Consider the following 16636-nt stretch of genomic DNA (forward strand, 5'->3'; position numbering starts at 1 on the left):
CTTAAATGTAAGTGTTTTATATATATGCGTTTTGCCCAATGCGGAATCTAAACATATCATTCTATCTTGTACATACAAAGGTCTTTTCAAAGGAAAGAAGGCATCATACTTAGGATGTACACAGGTGATTCCGATCAGATACGTACAAACGTCATCTCCATAATTCCTATTTTTAAAATAGTCAATCATTTTGTGATCTAATTCTGTAAATTCTCTATCTTTTGTCGTCTTGTCAAATTCAACAGAGAATGTTTGTGCTAATGTCACTTCCATAATGTTATTATTATTTATCTGAAAATTTTATTTCCAGGAGGGAGGTGGCCATATCTGAAAACATAGCCATATATCATAATCTTCTCCTGAATTTTAATTTCTATTGTATTCCCGTAGAAGATAGGAAACATTTTTAATTTCTCTCTCTTATAAAATTCATCTGAATACCTTTGTTCTCCGACTGTTGTCTCTCCATATTTCCACACGTCATCAGGTGCCATGTATACCGGACTGCCATGAAAATTCTTATAATATCCAGGTTCTATAGGCCTGAGTTCATAAACAAAACCAGGCTTGAGTTCAAGATTTTTTTGCAGCCAATATTCTATTTCTTTTGTTTGTTTCCTAATTAGGGTCTGCTAATTTATTTCTTTCATACAGCCTTGTGGTGTGGGTAATACAGCCTCCATGCTGTCAAAAATGCTCATAATTCTCTTTTGGAAGGTCTTCAAGCCCGATTTTTCGAAAATGAGACAAAGAAGTCCCCTTAGAAACTTCATGATGTTCTTAGCGAAGAAGCAAGCTCCTGTCCAAGTGTCAGCCGTTTGGTCAAGTTTCGCTCGGATGTCGTCGGCTCGGTAAACTCTCTTGGTTGTTCCAAACGTGCCTTCTATCTCATTTCGCTCGCCGATGGCTCTCTTCTTATCCTCTGCGTGTGTGTCGTTCTCTTCCTTTGGAGGTCTGCCCAGTGGACGGTTGTAGCAATTGAAATGGCAGGACTTGATGTGCTTCCTATTCTCTTTCCCCAGATAGAGCTTGTCGGCCTGTATCTCCTTAGGCAGCATGCCAAAACGCTTTTTGTAGAGTTCCAGCTGCATGCCGAGGTCGGATGATTCGTTATAGGCATCTCAGCTGACATGACCCACATAGGTGTAACCGCTCACGATGCTGGCACCGATATTCGCCTCGAACTCAACCGTGGTCTTCGCCTTGCCCCTGACAATGGGACGGAGATGAGGTTGGTAGATGCTGATGATGCGGTCGCACATTTGCGGACATTCTGCTCGAACATCATTTTTGCTGTTCATACATCTTGAAAGTTGCCTGAAGACACCTGTAGTCATGGCGGCTGAATCAAGCAAGAAGTGTACTTGACTGTTTGCCCGGGAAATCAAGAAACAGCTGAAAGTCTGCCTGCAGGCATCGTATCTGGATTAGTTTTGTCTTGTCAATGAGTTTCTTCCCCTTGCGTTTCTTCTTAATCAGTCCGATGAAGGCCTGGCGGGCTTCCGTGCGGTGGGTCCGGGGCTTCTTCACCTTGTGGCGTGCGCAGAACTTGTCAAGCAGGCGGTCTATCAGCCTGCTGCCGTCCTCCAACAGGTTGGAATCCGTTGGATAGCGTACCTCGACGTCGCAGCATGTGGCGTCAATCTTCATCGTACCGCCGTGATCGTTGCCGTCCTCGTCGGTGTGTTCCTTCTTCGGCTTGCTCCCGTCCGTTTCCGCCAGCATCAGGGTCAGCATGTTGAAGAAGTCATGATCGAGTCGCTTGCGGACAAGGACGAACAACTCTGGAACGAATACCGGCTTTTCCGTAAACTTCTCAAGCCCAAGCAGGTACTGCATGTAGGGGTTCTCCTGAATGGCTTGGATGGTTTTCTCATCGCTCAGTTTTTCCAGTTACTGTGGCAAATATAAGAGTTCGCTCGGTATGCTTTGTTCTGTAACGTTTTTTGCTGAATAGCCTACGTCTAAAGTTTGTCCCATATAGTCTTCAAAGTATCGAACCTCAATTTCATGAAAGCCTGGCTCGAGCGCCACTTTTCCTTCAGCTCTTCGTGCACTGTGTCCACCATCATTGTCTACAACCAATTGGTTGTCAATCAATAACTTGCTACCGTCGTCCGAATAGGTGTAGAAGCGATATACGCCACGTTTTTTTATTTGGATGTATGCTCGGAAGATATAAGCAAAGTGATCGTTTTGCTTTGCGTTGCTGATAGAGAAGTTTTTCATTGTTCCACTCTCTACCTTTTTCAAAGTGTGAATGTCTTTGGTGTGCTTAATCTTACCTTCAAAATACGTGTATGCTACCCCCTGCTTAGATGGCTTGACTGGTTTTGCTGGCAGATAATTCATAGTTCGTTCATCTTTCGAAGTAAGTGCAGACGGATAGTAGAAAGTGTCCTCTTTCTTGTTGGCTGTCCGTACCCATGTGTCAAATTTGCGCTGACCTTCGTATAGCTCGATGATTCTACCACCACGGTCTACTTTTCCATACGCATCAAGACCACTCACACGACCATAACCTAAGGCAATGTCGTATTCCATGCCGATGAAATCGTTGTCGTGGTCGTGTCCACAAAACACGCCCATTACATCTTTCATGTCAATGAAGGAAGCAAACATGCCCGAATTGATATTGGATGAACAGACCTCACCGTCGCCATAGCCCCCCAAGTAGTCGTTGCGAGCCACTACATGCTTGAACTCTACCAGCGGTATATGGAAGAAAGCAAGTGCTGGGAGTGGCTTATTACTGTTGGCTTGGGTATATTTCTTACTTTCTGTCCGATACCATTGTATCTGGTCAAAGTGTATCCAATCGTATGCACCATACTCTTTGATTGGCTGATAGTCGTTGGAGTCAATGCAATAAATCAAGGCTGCTGGTTGGTCGCTGCTCTTATTTGAAGAATAAATAGGAATAGAACAGTTGCCATACCCCGTGATGTTGGCTGCCCCGATACATCCTGCGTAATAGGGAGAGGCTGTAAGCTGTTGGTATATTTCTTTTTTACTCATCACCTCGGCATCATGATTTCCCATTACAACTACAAAGGGCAGATGTGAATATTCAAAGATTTGGATGATTGATTTCCAACCTTCTGCGGCAGGTTGTTCGGTTACAATGTCGCCTGTAAGAATGGCGATGTCGGGCTTTTCAGTTTGTATGACCTTCTGAATGATTGCTGAAGTTTGCTTGCAATTAGCAGATTTCGCATCCCAGTGAATGTCTGTAAATTGAGCTATCCTAAACTTTCCGTCATGGAAACGGAATGAGTGTTGACTCCATGCGTTAAAGGTGGTTAGGAATGTCAGTAGCAATGACAAGAAAAGTGACTTTTTCATTATTTGTAAGAATGGATAAATGAATAAATTTTATAATTGGGCAGCGCCTAAAATATTACTGTCTTTGAGCTTAGAAAAGATGATTTGAACGCCTTCGGCTTCTTTCGGGAAAAAGAATTTTTCGTGCATTGACTCATACATTGATTGCTCAAAGAGAGGGTGTGACAAAGAGATTCCGCCTCCGATGATGATGGCTTCAGGGTTGTATGCGTACAGAATTACTTGCAATAACTTTCCTAAATGGAAGCCTAATTCTTGCCATTTTTCGAGTGCTGCTTGGTCTCCTTGTGCAGCTTTCAAGGCTTCTTGCTGCCCCGTTGTGTGCCATTTGTTGAACAACTGACTGCTGGTGTAGTCTTCGTAGATGCTATCCAAATAAGGAATACAGCCGATTTCGCCAGCGCCTGTATGAACTCCTCGGTACACCTCATTGTTGATAACGATGCCAGCACCGATACCTGTTCCAAGAGTGATGCCTACAAAATCTCTGAAAGGTTGCCCCTCTCCCAGCACATTCTCAGCAGCAACAAAGCAATTCACGTCATTGTCTACCCTTGTTTCCATGTTAAAGCGTTGTTCAAGAATATCCTTTAGATGTACCTCTGTCCACGAAGGTATGTTTTGTACGTGGTAAACAATGCCTTTCTTGTAATCTACAATGGAGGGTACTGCTATGCCTATGCGTTCAACTGATGACTGATTGAGCCGTGTTATCATTTGTGCGATTTGCTCTAACACTTCATTTTGAGTTCCGTTGGCAAGGCATGGCTCTTGCAAGGAGGCTTCAATTTGCCCATTTCTCACTCTCGCAGCTCTAAGATTGGTGCCACCAAGGTCGATGGCTATACGTGTTTTCATTGTTTGATACATGCTTGGTTTTTATATCAATAAAAGTGTTAAAGGGAATGTTTACCAATACCAACCTGTTGTTCTATTTTTTTGTCACTCCAAAGTAAGATGACTTTAAAGGGAACGTTTGTTTGAATCGTGACCTTAGGCTTTTCCTCTTTGGAGTTGCGTTTTTCTACTTTGAAGGAAATAAGTCCATCCTGACCATAGGGATACTTATCAATGCCATAAGCATCTAACAGGTTAACATCCAGGGTAATGGTGTTTTGTTCATGATTAGCTCGAATGCCAAAGATGTATTCGATGAGTTCGGCAATGGGAGGAAGCCCCGTCCAACCCACAAAGTCCTTGCGAGCCATGAAGCCAGGATTATTACTTTCAGGTGCATAATACTCAAAGAAAGTACCCGTCTTCTTGTACACCTCCAGTACGTTGTTATAATGATTCATGGTAATATCCCATGCCAACTGCCGGTATCCTTTGTCTACGAGCCCGGAGATAATCATGTAATTGGTGCCTGGCCATACGCCTCCAACCCAATAACGCCCATTAGCTTTGTATTTAGGATGACTACGTGAGAGGGAAGGGATGCGATGCGGACGGTTAAACTTCGTGGTATCGGTCAAGTGAGCAACCAGCTTGTCCAACCGATCTTTGGACAACACGTCGGTATGTAGCGCCCAATAGGCATAGATACCTTGTGTAGTGCTAAGGCTGTTGTATGCGTATTGGTCATAGAGAAAGCCATCTTTGTCGCTCCACATGTTGTCGTTAATGTATTGTGAAAGGTGCTTTATGTCATCTTCGAAGGTTTCTATCTCTTGCCAACGTTCCAAGTAGAAGCCCATTTTCAACAAAATCTTAGCCACCATAATTTGTTGCAAGCAGGCATCTAACCATATCATGTGCCCATGACTGTAGATGGTGTTGTATCCGTCTTGTACTCGTGGCATATTATCCATGCCCGTTCCCCAGCCACTCGACCAATAAGTACCATTGCGCCAAGTACGGTTTAGCTTTAACCATTTGTAGTATGCCGCCAATACAGGGAAGACCTTGTTGAGCCTATTGTCATCGCCAAACTGCGTATAATACAGCCATTCGGACCATGGCAAAATATTGGGACCCGTGCTGGTAGGGTCGTATCGGCCGAAACAATCGCTACCATCGGCACGTATCTCTCTACAAATAAAGCCGTCGGGATGTTGCTTGGCATAAAAGTTATCTAAGCTTTTCTGAAATGGGAAGAAGTTTTTACCATATCGACAGAACATTGTGATAAAGGCATTGTCCCACATAAAGATGTTTCCGTTGTAGGCTGGAGCGATATAACTGGTTACAAATCCAGAGTCATCTAACGGCTGACAGATGTTTTTAATCCCTATCTCCCAAGCCTTCCAGTACATCTCTATTTCCTTGTTGTGCCCTTCCCAATAGGGAGATGGCAACACTTTTTTGGCTTGTGCAAAGGTTCCCGGTTGGGTCTTCTCAACCTTAGCCGTACGAAAACTGTTCTCTGCTACCAACGTTTCCATGATGTAGGTGTTCTTGTAAGGAAGTTTGTACAGAGGTGACCCCGACGATATTAGGTTTTGTGCCATCATGTTCAGTGGCAACATGATACTGAGGAAGAGAAGAAGTTGATTAAGTTTTTTCAGCATAATTGATGATGTAAGCTTTGATAAGTTATCTTGCGATAGGATTTCTTTATAGTTCATACCAGTCGTTTTTACTTGTATCTTGTGTGACTGGTAAGTGTAATTTCGAGTATTGACCGACTTTTGAGACGAATAGAGCAAGCTACAATTATAGTCGCATCAGTTTTTTAATCTTCCAGAAGATTTCCGTATTGTCCATGAATCCAGTAAATTCTTCCGCACCGGGGCCGAAAGCGTATACGGGAACCATAACGCCAGTGTGACCGGTGCTGGCAAATTTTGCTTCAATGCGTCCAGTTGCTAAGTCACCCCCGTGCAAAGTAAGACCTCCCGTTTCATGGTCAGCAGTTACGACAACTAACGTTTCACCATCTTTGGCAGCCCATTTCATGACTTCCCCGATGGTACGGTCAAAGTCGTGTAGTTCTTTCATGAGCATATCCAGTTGATTAAAATGTCCATAGTCGTCTAATTGTGACCCTTCAACCATCATGAAAAATCCGTTCTTGTTTTGATTCATCAAGCTGATGCCTTTCATGGTAGCGCGAGCAAGCAAGTCGCCACGCTCATCAGGCAGGGGAGTATCCACCTCGTAAGGCACGCAGAATACCTTTCCGCTTTCCCATTTTTCTAATTCCTCCCACGTCTTGGCAATGTAGTAGCCTTGATTTTTCAGCTCTTCGAAGATGTTGCGACCGTCTTTCCTGTTCGTGAAATACTTGGCTCCACCACCAAAAGCAAAGTCAACACCACTGGTTGGATAGTCGGCTACGATTTCTTGTTCGTTGTCCCTGTTGATGTTATGGCAGCAGAAGTCGGCAGGCGTGGCATCCCACAAGCGGCATGTCACTGCAATTCCCGCATTTTTGCCTTTTCGTTTTGCAAGATCTATGATTGTTGTAAGCGGTTTCCCTTCTGGGTCAACCCCTACGGCATGGTATTTTGTTTTGTGTCCTGTTGCCAATGCTGTGCCACCTGCGCCCGAGTCGGTGATGAGCTTATCGGTGCAATGAGTAGCCGACAGTCCAATGTATTGTGCATTATCGAGCCATAAACGTCCTCGATTGCACACCCAAGCGGCATAGACATCCATCAGCGACATGCCGTCGCCTATCATTAAGATAACATTTTTTACTTTCTTACCTTTGGGAGCCTTGAGCTTTTCTACCTTGTATAGGTGCCCCATGGTGTATGTTTGCATGTTGGTATTTTGTGCAAACAAGCCCGAGTAAGTGTTTACTAATAGTGCTACTAATAGCAGAATTTGACGTTTCATTAAATATAAATTCTTAGAATTACAAAAGTACAAAATATTTATAAAAATAGTCTATCCTTTTTTGTGGAAAGGATAGACTATCTTCTATATTAACGATGGATAGAATTAGTTGTATCCCTCATTTTGCTTTAATTGCCCATTCGATTCAGTGATCGCCTTACTTGGATATGGGAACACAATGAGGTGGTCGTCGTAAGTAGTAATCCTATCCTGATTATCTGCATAAGGTACAATCTCAAAGGATGATTCAGGATTAGAACGATCCTTGTACTTACGAACACGAGGTTGACTTGTCAATGCTTTGGCTGTAACGTCTTTGAGCTCTGGACAGCTCTTGTGCCAGCGTTTTAAGTCATAGAGAGCATCGTAAAACTCGAAGGTAAGTTCGCATCTTCGTTCGTGATAGATATCCATCATTGTAGGATTGTGGTCGAGTGAAGCGAGGTTTGAGCGATTGCGCACCTTATTAATATCCTTGGCGGCAGCAGCTGCGTTGCCCATCATGATGTTGGCTTCTGCACGGAACAGATACATTTCTGCCATACGAATTAACGGGAACATGATGCGAGTAGTGGGCCAGTTACCGTTGCCACTAACCATTCCTTTCTCTACACAGTCTTCTGGTTCGAATGCTTGCATGTACTTGTTGCACATGAAGCCTGATTCTACGTCAGATGCAGAAAAGAATTTTCTGGTTTCTCCAAAGAATTTGAACTCTTGGTTGTACTCTAACAGAGTACGTTTCAAGCGTATGTTGTCTTTGCCGTCTTTCATCAGCTCTTCGTAGATCTCGTATGAGGGCTTGTTTTGTCCCCATCCGTTATAGACACCCCATGCTTTGTTTTCCAAAACAACGCCTGTAAATTCAATTCCACCAGGTGTTTGACCGCCATAGCCAGGCACACCCCATAGATATTCTTTCCCATAGAATCTGCTCATGTCAGAGGTAAACACCTCATCATAGGTAGAAGCAAGACCGCGTCCATATTTATTTTCCAGTTCATCTACACAAGCAACAACATGTTTCCACTGTGACTTGTCCCAGCAAGCCCAATATGCGTACGTTTTTGCCTTGTATGCTACACAAGCAGCTTGGTGTGCACGACCCTTATTGTTGTCATCGTATTGATCAACGGTAGGAAGATATTGAATGGCTTTGTCCATGTCTTCAATAATCATCTTGTAATCGTCCATGACCGTTGCACTCTGCTTTGGAATGCTGTTGTCATAGCCTTTTTCAAAATTTTCGTAGCGTACAAATGGCACACCCTGTTTATCAGTACCATAGCGGTATGCGATATAGAAGTGGCACATTCCACGTACAAACAAAGCTTCACCTAACGAGCGGCTCTCTACTGGAGTCAATTTGGTTTGTTTTTCCTTGTTTAGTAACTTTACAATGACCCAGTTGGCTCTTGCCATTTGGTTATAAAATTGCTCGAAAGTGTCTCTTAATGGACTTTCGTCACCGCTGTATTTCAAGGTTGCTAACGTGCCATAGCCTCGTGTGCGTCCCCATACAACATCCTGACCACCGCCTTGTTCCCAGAAGAATTCACGACCAAAAACATTCTCTTGGTGCAACCTTCCGTACAACATGTCAATGGCATCAATGGCTTGTTGGTCATTGGCAAAATAGTTTTCTGTTGTTGGCTTTCCCTCTGGCTGTACGTCAAGAAAGTCGCTGCACGATGTAAAAGTCACAGCAGCTACAACAGTGATAATTGAAATATATTTTTTCATAATGATAAATTCTTAGCTGTTTGGTTTTAATAAGTAATCTTTACACCTAATGAAAGTACTCTTGACAGAGGATATTTCATCGTGTCAAAGCCACCCACCTCTGGGTCCATGCCCGAATACTTGGTGATGGTGAAGACATTCTCTGCGCTGAAATATACGTAGAGCGAGCTTTTACGATCGTTCAGGTGTCCCCATTTCTGGATAAAGTCTGTAAAGTCGTATCCTATGGTTAGGTTCTTTAAGCGCAAGTAGGATGCATCTTCCAAGTACCAGTCTGAAGAAGTAGTGAAGTTACCGTTAGGATCGTTCTTCGAAATACGTGGAATATCGCTTCCCCTGTTTTCAGGAGACCACGCATCCAATATCTTGTTCCAGCGGTTGAAGTTACCCTCTGTGTCGCTCAGTGTAAGGTGCTTTCCTACAAAGAGCGCCTGAGCGCCAGACACACCTTGGAACATAGCACTTACAGATAGTCCTTTCCAATTAAATCCTGCTGTGAGTGCATAGGTCGTCTTTGGCATAGAACTACCACAATATTGCCGGTCTTTGTCGTCGATCTTTCCATCGTTGTTGGCATCAACAAACTTCAAATCACCAGCCTTAGCATTGGGTTGTATCCGTTTACCATCTTTGTCAACGTATGCTGCAGCTTCTTCATCACTTTGGAAAATACCGTCTGTCTTAATGAGGTGGAACGAGTTAAGAGCTCGTCCTTGTGTTGTCTGGAAAAGATTCGTCAGGTTTTTGAAGTCATTATGTCCGTAAACGTCACCTACCCAGATGCCTGGATTACCTTTCTCATCATAAGTACCAGTGTCGGTAACACGGTTTTTCAGCCATGCAAAGTTACCATTGATATAATAAGAGAAATCTTTATTCACTTGATCGTTCCATGCAGCTTGCACTTCCACACCTTCGTTCTTAACTTCTCCTAAGTTAACAAGCATGGCATCAAGTCCAATTGTCGAGGGCCAACCTACAGATTGTTGTTGTATAAGATTGTAGGTGCGCTTGTTGAAATAGTCAAATCCTAAAGATAGTCTGTTATTGAACATGGTTGCATCCAAACCTAAATCCCACTGCTCGGATGTTTCCCAAGTCAACGATGGATTCAATGCTGTACCATTATATATGAGGGTTCCCCATAAGGTGTTACTTGTAACGCCATACTGTGCACCTTCTGACCATACGGATGATGACAGTTGGGCAGCTTTGTAACCATAGCCAATGGAGCCAAGATTACCAACACGTCCCCAAGAAGCACGAAGTTTCAGTAAGTTTAGATTTTTATTTTTAGCGAACCAGCTTTCATTTGAGATTTTCCATGCACCTGTAAAAGCAGGGAAGTCGCCATAGTTATTATCCTTAGGCAGACGACCTGCGTAGTCTCTACGCCATGATGCCGTTAGGAAATAGCGATCGTCGTATGAGTAAGAAGCACGTGCAATGCAAGCTACGTTGGCATCTGGACCAATGAGATAGTCGTCTGGTGTAGTTGTTCCAGCGTATGCCAAATATTGAAGAGCAGGAGTTTCGTCCGAGAAACCACGTGCATACACACTAACACCTCGTTGTACCAACTTGTTAGCTGTTGTAGATAACAAAAGCCCCAGGTTGTGTTTCCCAAAGGAATTATCGTAAGTCAGTGTATTTTCTGTCATCCATTTTTTATATCTGTAAGCCGATTCGTTCATCTCGTTAAAGAGTTGTGGCTTTCCAGATTCAGGACGCATAGGGTTGAACTCCTTGTGGAAGTTGTTTTCAATGTTGAATGAAAATCTACTGGTAAACTTCAATCCTGGAACAATGTCATGGAGCTGTAGTGAGGTGGTTGACCACATATCACTCGTTTTGTCATAAGCATTGCTGGCACATAGTATGCGCACTGGGTTGATGGCATCACCATGGATGTCGGTGTAACCGTTACCAGGCTCTGAAACGCCGCCATAGGTTCCGTCTGGATTGTAAACACTGGCACTCGAAGGCATGTGTAATGCGTTCATAATGACACCACCTTCTGGGTTTGCAGTGTTGGCTCCGCGCATTTGCGAGTTGCGCCAAGTGAAATCCTCTGTAATGGTTATCCATTTGTTAATGTCGAACTGACCGTTATAATGTATGGTGTGTCTCTTGTTGAATGTGCCAATCAATACACCGTCATCACCGTCATAGGCATAACTCAACCGACTTCTTGCCGAGGAGGTACCTGTGTTGATAACCACGTTGTGTCTTTGGTAGAAAGCATTTCTAAATACTTCGTCCATCCAGTCTGTACGATTGGTGGCGATATAAGGATTCACTTTTGTATCCCAGCCAATAGGAGTATCCAGTCCTGCTGCCTTATACGAGATATTAGCCAGCTTGATTTGCTCTTCTGCAGTGAGTGCTTTGGGCAGGTTGGTAGCTTGTCTGAAACCATATAAACCGTCATAACTCAAGCTCACTTTTCCTTCTTTGGCTTTCTTGGTTGTTACCAACACACAGCCTCCAGCTCCCGATTGTGCACCATAGATGGCTGCTGATGCAGCATCTTTCAGTACAACAATTGACTCTATGTCATTCATAGAAGGAATAGGAGCGCCTGGGATGCCGTCTACAACCCACAGCACATTGTCGCCATTCATGGAGCCTTGTCCGCGAATGACAATGTTTGGTGCAGAAGTAGGGTCACCTCCATTGGCTGTAATAGTAACACCTGCTAACTGACCTTGCAGCATACCCTCCGTAGAGCTGACTGGACGAACGGATAGTTTATCCGCATTATTAATCACACCTACAGAGGCAGAAAGGTCTTGTTTGCGTTGACCAGCACCGTAGCCTAATACAACCACCTCATCAAGGGAGGCACGATCTTCTGCCAAAACAACATTTAAGTTATTGCTAACTACTGTTACTTTTTTAGTAACATACCCAATAGATGAAATCTGCAGTTCAGCATTTCTTGCAACGCTGAGTGTAAATTTACCATTTACGTCTGTGACAGTACCGTTGCTACTACCTACAATTTTAATGGTAGCACCAATAACTGGTTCTCCATTAGTATCGGTTACGGTACCTGTAATGTGGTCAGCTTTCTGCTGACTCATCTCTACCTTGTTTGCATTTGCATTATATGCAGATGCCATTGCAGGCACACACAATGTCAAGGCTGTTAAAGCGGTGACTTTGAACAGCTTGTTTTTGTTGCCTACTGAAAAAATAAACTTCTTCATGCAGTTGAAATTAATAGTGATAGTATAATTGATTTAGATTTCTCTTTTTGCCATGCAAAGATAATTAGCGTAGCTTATATTTTTAGCATAAGTGGGTAAAAATAGATACGGTTCTTGTTCTTTTCATAGTTTTGTAATCTATTCGTAATAAATGAGTTGCTTGTATTTCTCTTTTATTATTGAAAACTTCTTATTAGATTTTAAGACCTTTGGTTCAATATTACAAATTTAATACTTTTTTATTGAGCATAGATACGTATTTGCGTATTTTAATATTGAAAATGCGCAAATACGTCAAATAGCGTACGATTCATTCATTGAAGGATGATATTTTTACAATGAAAAGCCTCCAAAAGGCAGTATATGTAACATTGGTGGCACGCTGTAAAGGAGGGTAATAGATGCTGAATTTTCTTTACAAAGTGCCTCTCATAACTCGCGTGAAAACAACCAACGTCAAAGTTGGTCGCAAATACGCGAAAAATGAGCGAGGTTCATAATTCGTTGATGTTAAGGATATTATGCTTGCGACACCTCTTTTCATTCCCATTTTTACCTTTTCTTTGCGACTAAAGCATTGAGATAAGCCTCCAATTTGCATGCTTTAATATTGCTGAAGCATGTGAATAACACCCTTAAAGAGTGTTTCCAAGAGCGTAAGGTCAATGTTTTAACTTGAAAAAACGTTTTTTTTGTTCAAATCAGCGTACTTTTGTTCATGATTTGCCTATTAAAATTTTCTATTTTGAAGATTTTCAATGACCGTTTTTTGGTAAAATAAAAGGACAAAGTGTTGTGTATGTCTTTACTGAAAGTACAACAATCCTACACCTCTGAACAAACTATGTTTTTGTCTTTTTTTTGTGTTGTTCGTTGTGCAATAGTTGTGCAAATAATAGTCCGTCATGAGTGTTTATGCAATGAAATGTAACTTGTTACAAGTCGTATGCTTTGTTTCTTTTGCGAAATTCAGTAGGTGTACAACCTTTGATTTGCTTAAATTGTTGTACCAAGTTACTGTAGTTGTAAAACTCCATCTCTGTGGCGATTTCATTGATGGGTTTGTCTGTTTCATGAATTTTTCGCGCAAACTCTTCTATTCTGTTATAGATGATATAATTATAAACCGATCTTCCTGTCACCTTCTTAAATCTCATCTCGAGCAATCTTCTTGATAGCGGCAGCTTTTTAACCAAGTCGGTTACATTCAGGGCTTTATCTAAGTTGCTGTGAATAAATTCCAACGCTTCATTGATGTACATGTCATTGGTTGCAAAGCTGTTGGTTGATGCTCTATTGATGATGGAGATAGCCTTGATGATTACATCCTGTGGCTGGAAATCCTTTTGTTTTATGAGATTCATGATGAGTTCTGCAGTTTCATAACCACCAGCTTCAATATCTAAATGAATACTTGAGAGGGGAGGGTCGGACAGTTCGCAAAGGGTCGTATCATTGTCTACTCCTAATACGGCAAGATGTTCTGGAATTTGGATGCTGTTGCTTTTACAAATTTCAGTGATTTTATTTCCCTGGTTGTCGTCACAGCAAAAGACAGCTGTTTGTTGTGGGAGTTGGTTTAACCAATTTAATAATGGGGTAGTGTCGTAATACCAAAGCGTTTCTAATTGTTGATTGGTATACGTATAAAAGTTTTTGCTGTATCCAGCTTCTTTAATGCCTTCGTAGAATCCTTCACATCGTTCGTCAGACCATACTGTATCTTTGTAACCGTAAAATGCAAAATGCTTGTAGCCTTTTTCTATAAAAAACTGGGCAGCCAACTTTCCTGTATCGTGATAGTTGCTGGTGATATTTGGAATGTTATTAAATCTTCGCTTAAAGTCTTGAGCTATAGCAATGATTCCATTTCTGGGGAACAAATCGATGTCGTCATCATGGTTGAAGCGTCCGATAATAGCATTTGCTTCCCATTTCTTTGCCCATTCAACAACGCCTTTGATGCCATAGGTTTCTTTATACGAGGGGGGCATGCGACAAACAACCCATGCTTCTTGGTCTTTTTGTTTGGCATAGGTTAGAATTCCCTGCAGTAAATGGTGGGCGTAGGCTTCTGTAAAATCGGATAGAAAAATAAGACGTACCATATTTAGAATACTATCAAATCATCATTCGTATTATGGTAATATATTTCCTCTTTTATAGTAGAGTGCTTACATGGATTTGAAAAGAAAGCGGGTATCAAACAAAGTTGATCCCGCTTTTATCTAATGCTGTACGATGTATTTAACTCAATAGAGGTAAGTGCTATCGTACTACCTAATGAAAAGACGATTCCATGCTTGACAATGCTCACAATGGAAGGTCATCCTTTCATCTCTAATGACAATTAGTCGAGTTGAGCTAACTTGTTATTAGAGCCTAAAACATTCACAATCTTGTGTGTGTAAAGCTCTGTCATCAAGTCGCGAGCTGGTCCACAGTATTTGCGTGGATCAAATTCTCCTGGCTTTTCGTTAAGTACCTTACGTACGGCAGCGGTGAAAGCAAGACGAGAGTCTGAGTCAATGTTAATCTTGCAAACGGCACTCTTCGCAGCTTTGCGCAACTGCTCCTCTGGGATACCAACGGCATCAGGCAGTTTTCCGCCATTTTCGTTGATAATCTTCACATACTCCTGTGGTACAGAAGAAGAACCGTGAAGTACGATTGGGAATCCAGGAAGTTTCTCCATAATTTCGTCCAATACGTCGAAAGCCAAAGGAGGTGGTACCAACAAGCCTGTCTTCGTGTCACGTGTACACTGCTCTGGCTTAAACTTGTATGCACCGTGTGAGGTACCAATAGAGATAGCCAGCGAGTCAACGCCTGTACGACTAACAAAGTCGATAACCTCTTCAGGCTTGGTGTAATGAGATTCTTCTGCTACTACGTCATCTTCTACACCTGCCAAAACGCCAAGTTCGCCTTCTACGGTGACATCAAACTGATGAGCGTATTCTACGACTTTCTTGGTCAATGCAATGTTCTCCTCGTAAGGAAGTGATGAACCATCAATCATCACAGAAGAGAAACCATAGTCAACGCAGCTTTTGCAGGTCTCGAAAGAATCACCGTGATCCAAGTGGAGGGCGATTTCAGGATGTTTGCAACCTAATTCTTTGGCGTACTCTACAGCACCTTGTGCCATGTAGCGAAGCAATGTTTGGTTGGCATATTGACGTGCGCCCTTAGATACCTGTAAGATAACAGGAGACTTTTGGTCAGAAGAAGCCTTGATAATAGCTTGCAACTGTTCCATGTTATTAAAGTTGAAAGCTGGAATAGCGTAACCGCCATTGATGGCTCTCTTAAACATCTCGCGTGTGTTTACGAGGCCTAATGATTTGTAATCTACCATATTTTTTTATTTTTATAAAGTTGGTTTACTAATACCTTTGATAGTTATTGCAAAGTTAACATTTTAATTTGTTATACCCAAGTGATACAACATTTTTTAATGTTTAACTCGTCTTTCACTGTTGATTTAGTCTAAGGCTTCTATTTTGATATTTTCTACATTGCCAGTTACTGGGTTTAGAACCAAATGTGTGGTGAATTTCTTCCCCCATAGTCTTCCGCTAATGTTCTCTATGCGACCGAATTGTGCAGCGTAGGTGTCGAAAGATGACAAGGGCTGTTCCTCTTTCGACAGTGTGATATTGATTTTTCCTGGCAAGTTCACATTGATACCCACATTGTTCTTGTCTTTTTTTGCATTTTCATCGGGCAGCGAAAGTACGGGGATGATTTCTTCATCTTTGATACTTAAATAATAAGGTGTACCTCCCAAATCGTCTTTGTCCACCATTCCCAAATGCTTGGAAAAGCGGAACAGCAAGTCGTGTTCGGTTCCTTTGACAGGGACATAGTCCACAATAGTTTCGAGAGTGTCGGTAATTGTGGTGCCTTGGAAAAACTGCAACATGGCTTTTTCTTGCGTATTGAGGTTGTCCAGCATGATTCTTAGTTGTTCGCCATCTTTGGGCATGAAGTCTGCCTCGCCCCTTGAGAGTTGATTTTTGCTGTCTCTGATATCGTATATCTCTTGTGCAATGAGTTCTGCCGTCTTGGCATTGCTGCCAGCAGCCAATATTTCAGCGGTCATGTATTTAGCTGGGTCAATAGCTACTGGTTTGGGTGCTGACTGAAAAGATGTGACTTTCTCCACAGGCATTGGCTCACTGTTCACCGCCATGATGACTCCATTTTGGTCTCTGCTCACGCTGATGATGCTATGCTTCTTATCAATCGTTGCAGTAAACTGCTTCGAAGAGTCGGGTACGGCATAGGTATTCATTTTAGTACCAACAATTCTGTAGGTCGTGGTGGGCGTATCTTTCACAGGTGTTTTGAGGTATCTTTCTGAAAAGCGTGCGTACTTTCCAGGTGTAAATGTTGTTTTCTCTACCAGAACGGAAAAACGCAAAGCTGTTTTGGGTAGGAAGTAGGTTACGCCTTCTGTAGGAATTTGTGCCCAAAGCGCAATGATATTCAATGCTAAAAATAAGGTGGATAAAAATGTTTTTTTCATATTTCAAATCATGTTTCAT

13 protein-coding genes are annotated in these 16636 nt (G+C 42.3%); all 13 read right to left on the reverse strand.

Annotated elements, in window-relative coordinates:
• Positions 1–273 (reverse strand): hypothetical protein (locus BN35_RS13915; RefSeq protein WP_036909051.1); only part of this gene is annotated, 273 nt, incomplete at its 3' end.
• A gap of 359 nt (positions 274–632) precedes the next feature.
• The gene (locus BN35_RS12735) at positions 633–1091 is read right to left on the reverse strand and encodes a transposase (RefSeq protein WP_025071932.1); all 459 of its coding nucleotides are present in this window, start codon (positions 1089–1091) and stop codon (positions 633–635) included.
• 30 nt (positions 1092–1121) lie between these two features.
• A complete protein-coding gene (locus BN35_RS12740) occupies positions 1122–1301 on the reverse strand; it encodes a hypothetical protein (RefSeq protein ID WP_145992919.1) in 180 nt (59 codons plus the stop codon).
• 46 nt (positions 1302–1347) lie between these two features.
• Positions 1348–1893, reverse strand: a complete 546-nt coding sequence (locus BN35_RS12745; RefSeq protein WP_081411424.1) for a transposase — start codon at positions 1891–1893, stop codon at positions 1348–1350.
• Complete coding sequence (locus BN35_RS02840) at positions 1894–3345, reverse strand: metallophosphoesterase (RefSeq protein ID WP_028900943.1); 1452 nt, start codon at positions 3343–3345, stop codon at positions 1894–1896.
• A gap of 30 nt (positions 3346–3375) precedes the next feature.
• Positions 3376–4203: an ROK family protein gene (locus BN35_RS02845; protein WP_234396670.1), complete on the reverse strand. Its 828-nt coding sequence runs from the start codon at positions 4201–4203 to the stop codon at positions 3376–3378.
• A gap of 38 nt (positions 4204–4241) precedes the next feature.
• Positions 4242–5855, reverse strand: a complete 1614-nt coding sequence (locus BN35_RS02850; RefSeq protein ID WP_036893275.1) for an MGH1-like glycoside hydrolase domain-containing protein — start codon at positions 5853–5855, stop codon at positions 4242–4244.
• 145 nt (positions 5856–6000) lie between these two features.
• The gene (locus BN35_RS02855) at positions 6001–7128 is read right to left on the reverse strand and encodes an alkaline phosphatase (RefSeq protein WP_025071936.1); all 1128 of its coding nucleotides are present in this window, start codon (positions 7126–7128) and stop codon (positions 6001–6003) included.
• Between the two features lie 105 nt (positions 7129–7233).
• Entirely contained in the window at positions 7234–8871 is a 1638-nt protein-coding gene (locus BN35_RS02860; protein ID WP_025071937.1) for a RagB/SusD family nutrient uptake outer membrane protein, read from the reverse strand.
• Positions 8872–8897: 26 nt separating this feature from the next.
• Positions 8898–12083 carry a SusC/RagA family TonB-linked outer membrane protein gene (locus tag BN35_RS02865; protein ID WP_028900944.1) on the reverse strand — a complete coding sequence of 1062 codons (3186 nt, stop codon included), beginning with the start codon at positions 12081–12083 and terminating at the stop codon, positions 8898–8900.
• A gap of 935 nt (positions 12084–13018) precedes the next feature.
• A complete protein-coding gene (locus tag BN35_RS02870) occupies positions 13019–14191 on the reverse strand; it encodes a DNA-binding transcriptional regulator (protein WP_025071938.1) in 1173 nt (390 codons plus the stop codon).
• Positions 14192–14433: 242 nt separating this feature from the next.
• On the reverse strand, positions 14434–15444 hold the full coding sequence (locus BN35_RS02875; RefSeq protein ID WP_025071939.1) for a class II fructose-bisphosphate aldolase: 1011 nt from the start codon (positions 15442–15444) through the stop codon (positions 14434–14436).
• A gap of 126 nt (positions 15445–15570) precedes the next feature.
• Positions 15571–16617, reverse strand: a complete 1047-nt coding sequence (locus BN35_RS02880; protein ID WP_025071940.1) for a DUF4831 family protein — start codon at positions 16615–16617, stop codon at positions 15571–15573.
• Positions 16618–16636 lie beyond the last annotated feature (19 nt).

The organism is Hoylesella timonensis 4401737 = DSM 22865 = JCM 15640 (assembly GCF_000455445.1).
In the GTDB taxonomy this organism is placed as follows: Bacteria; Bacteroidota; Bacteroidia; order Bacteroidales; family Bacteroidaceae; genus Prevotella; species Prevotella timonensis.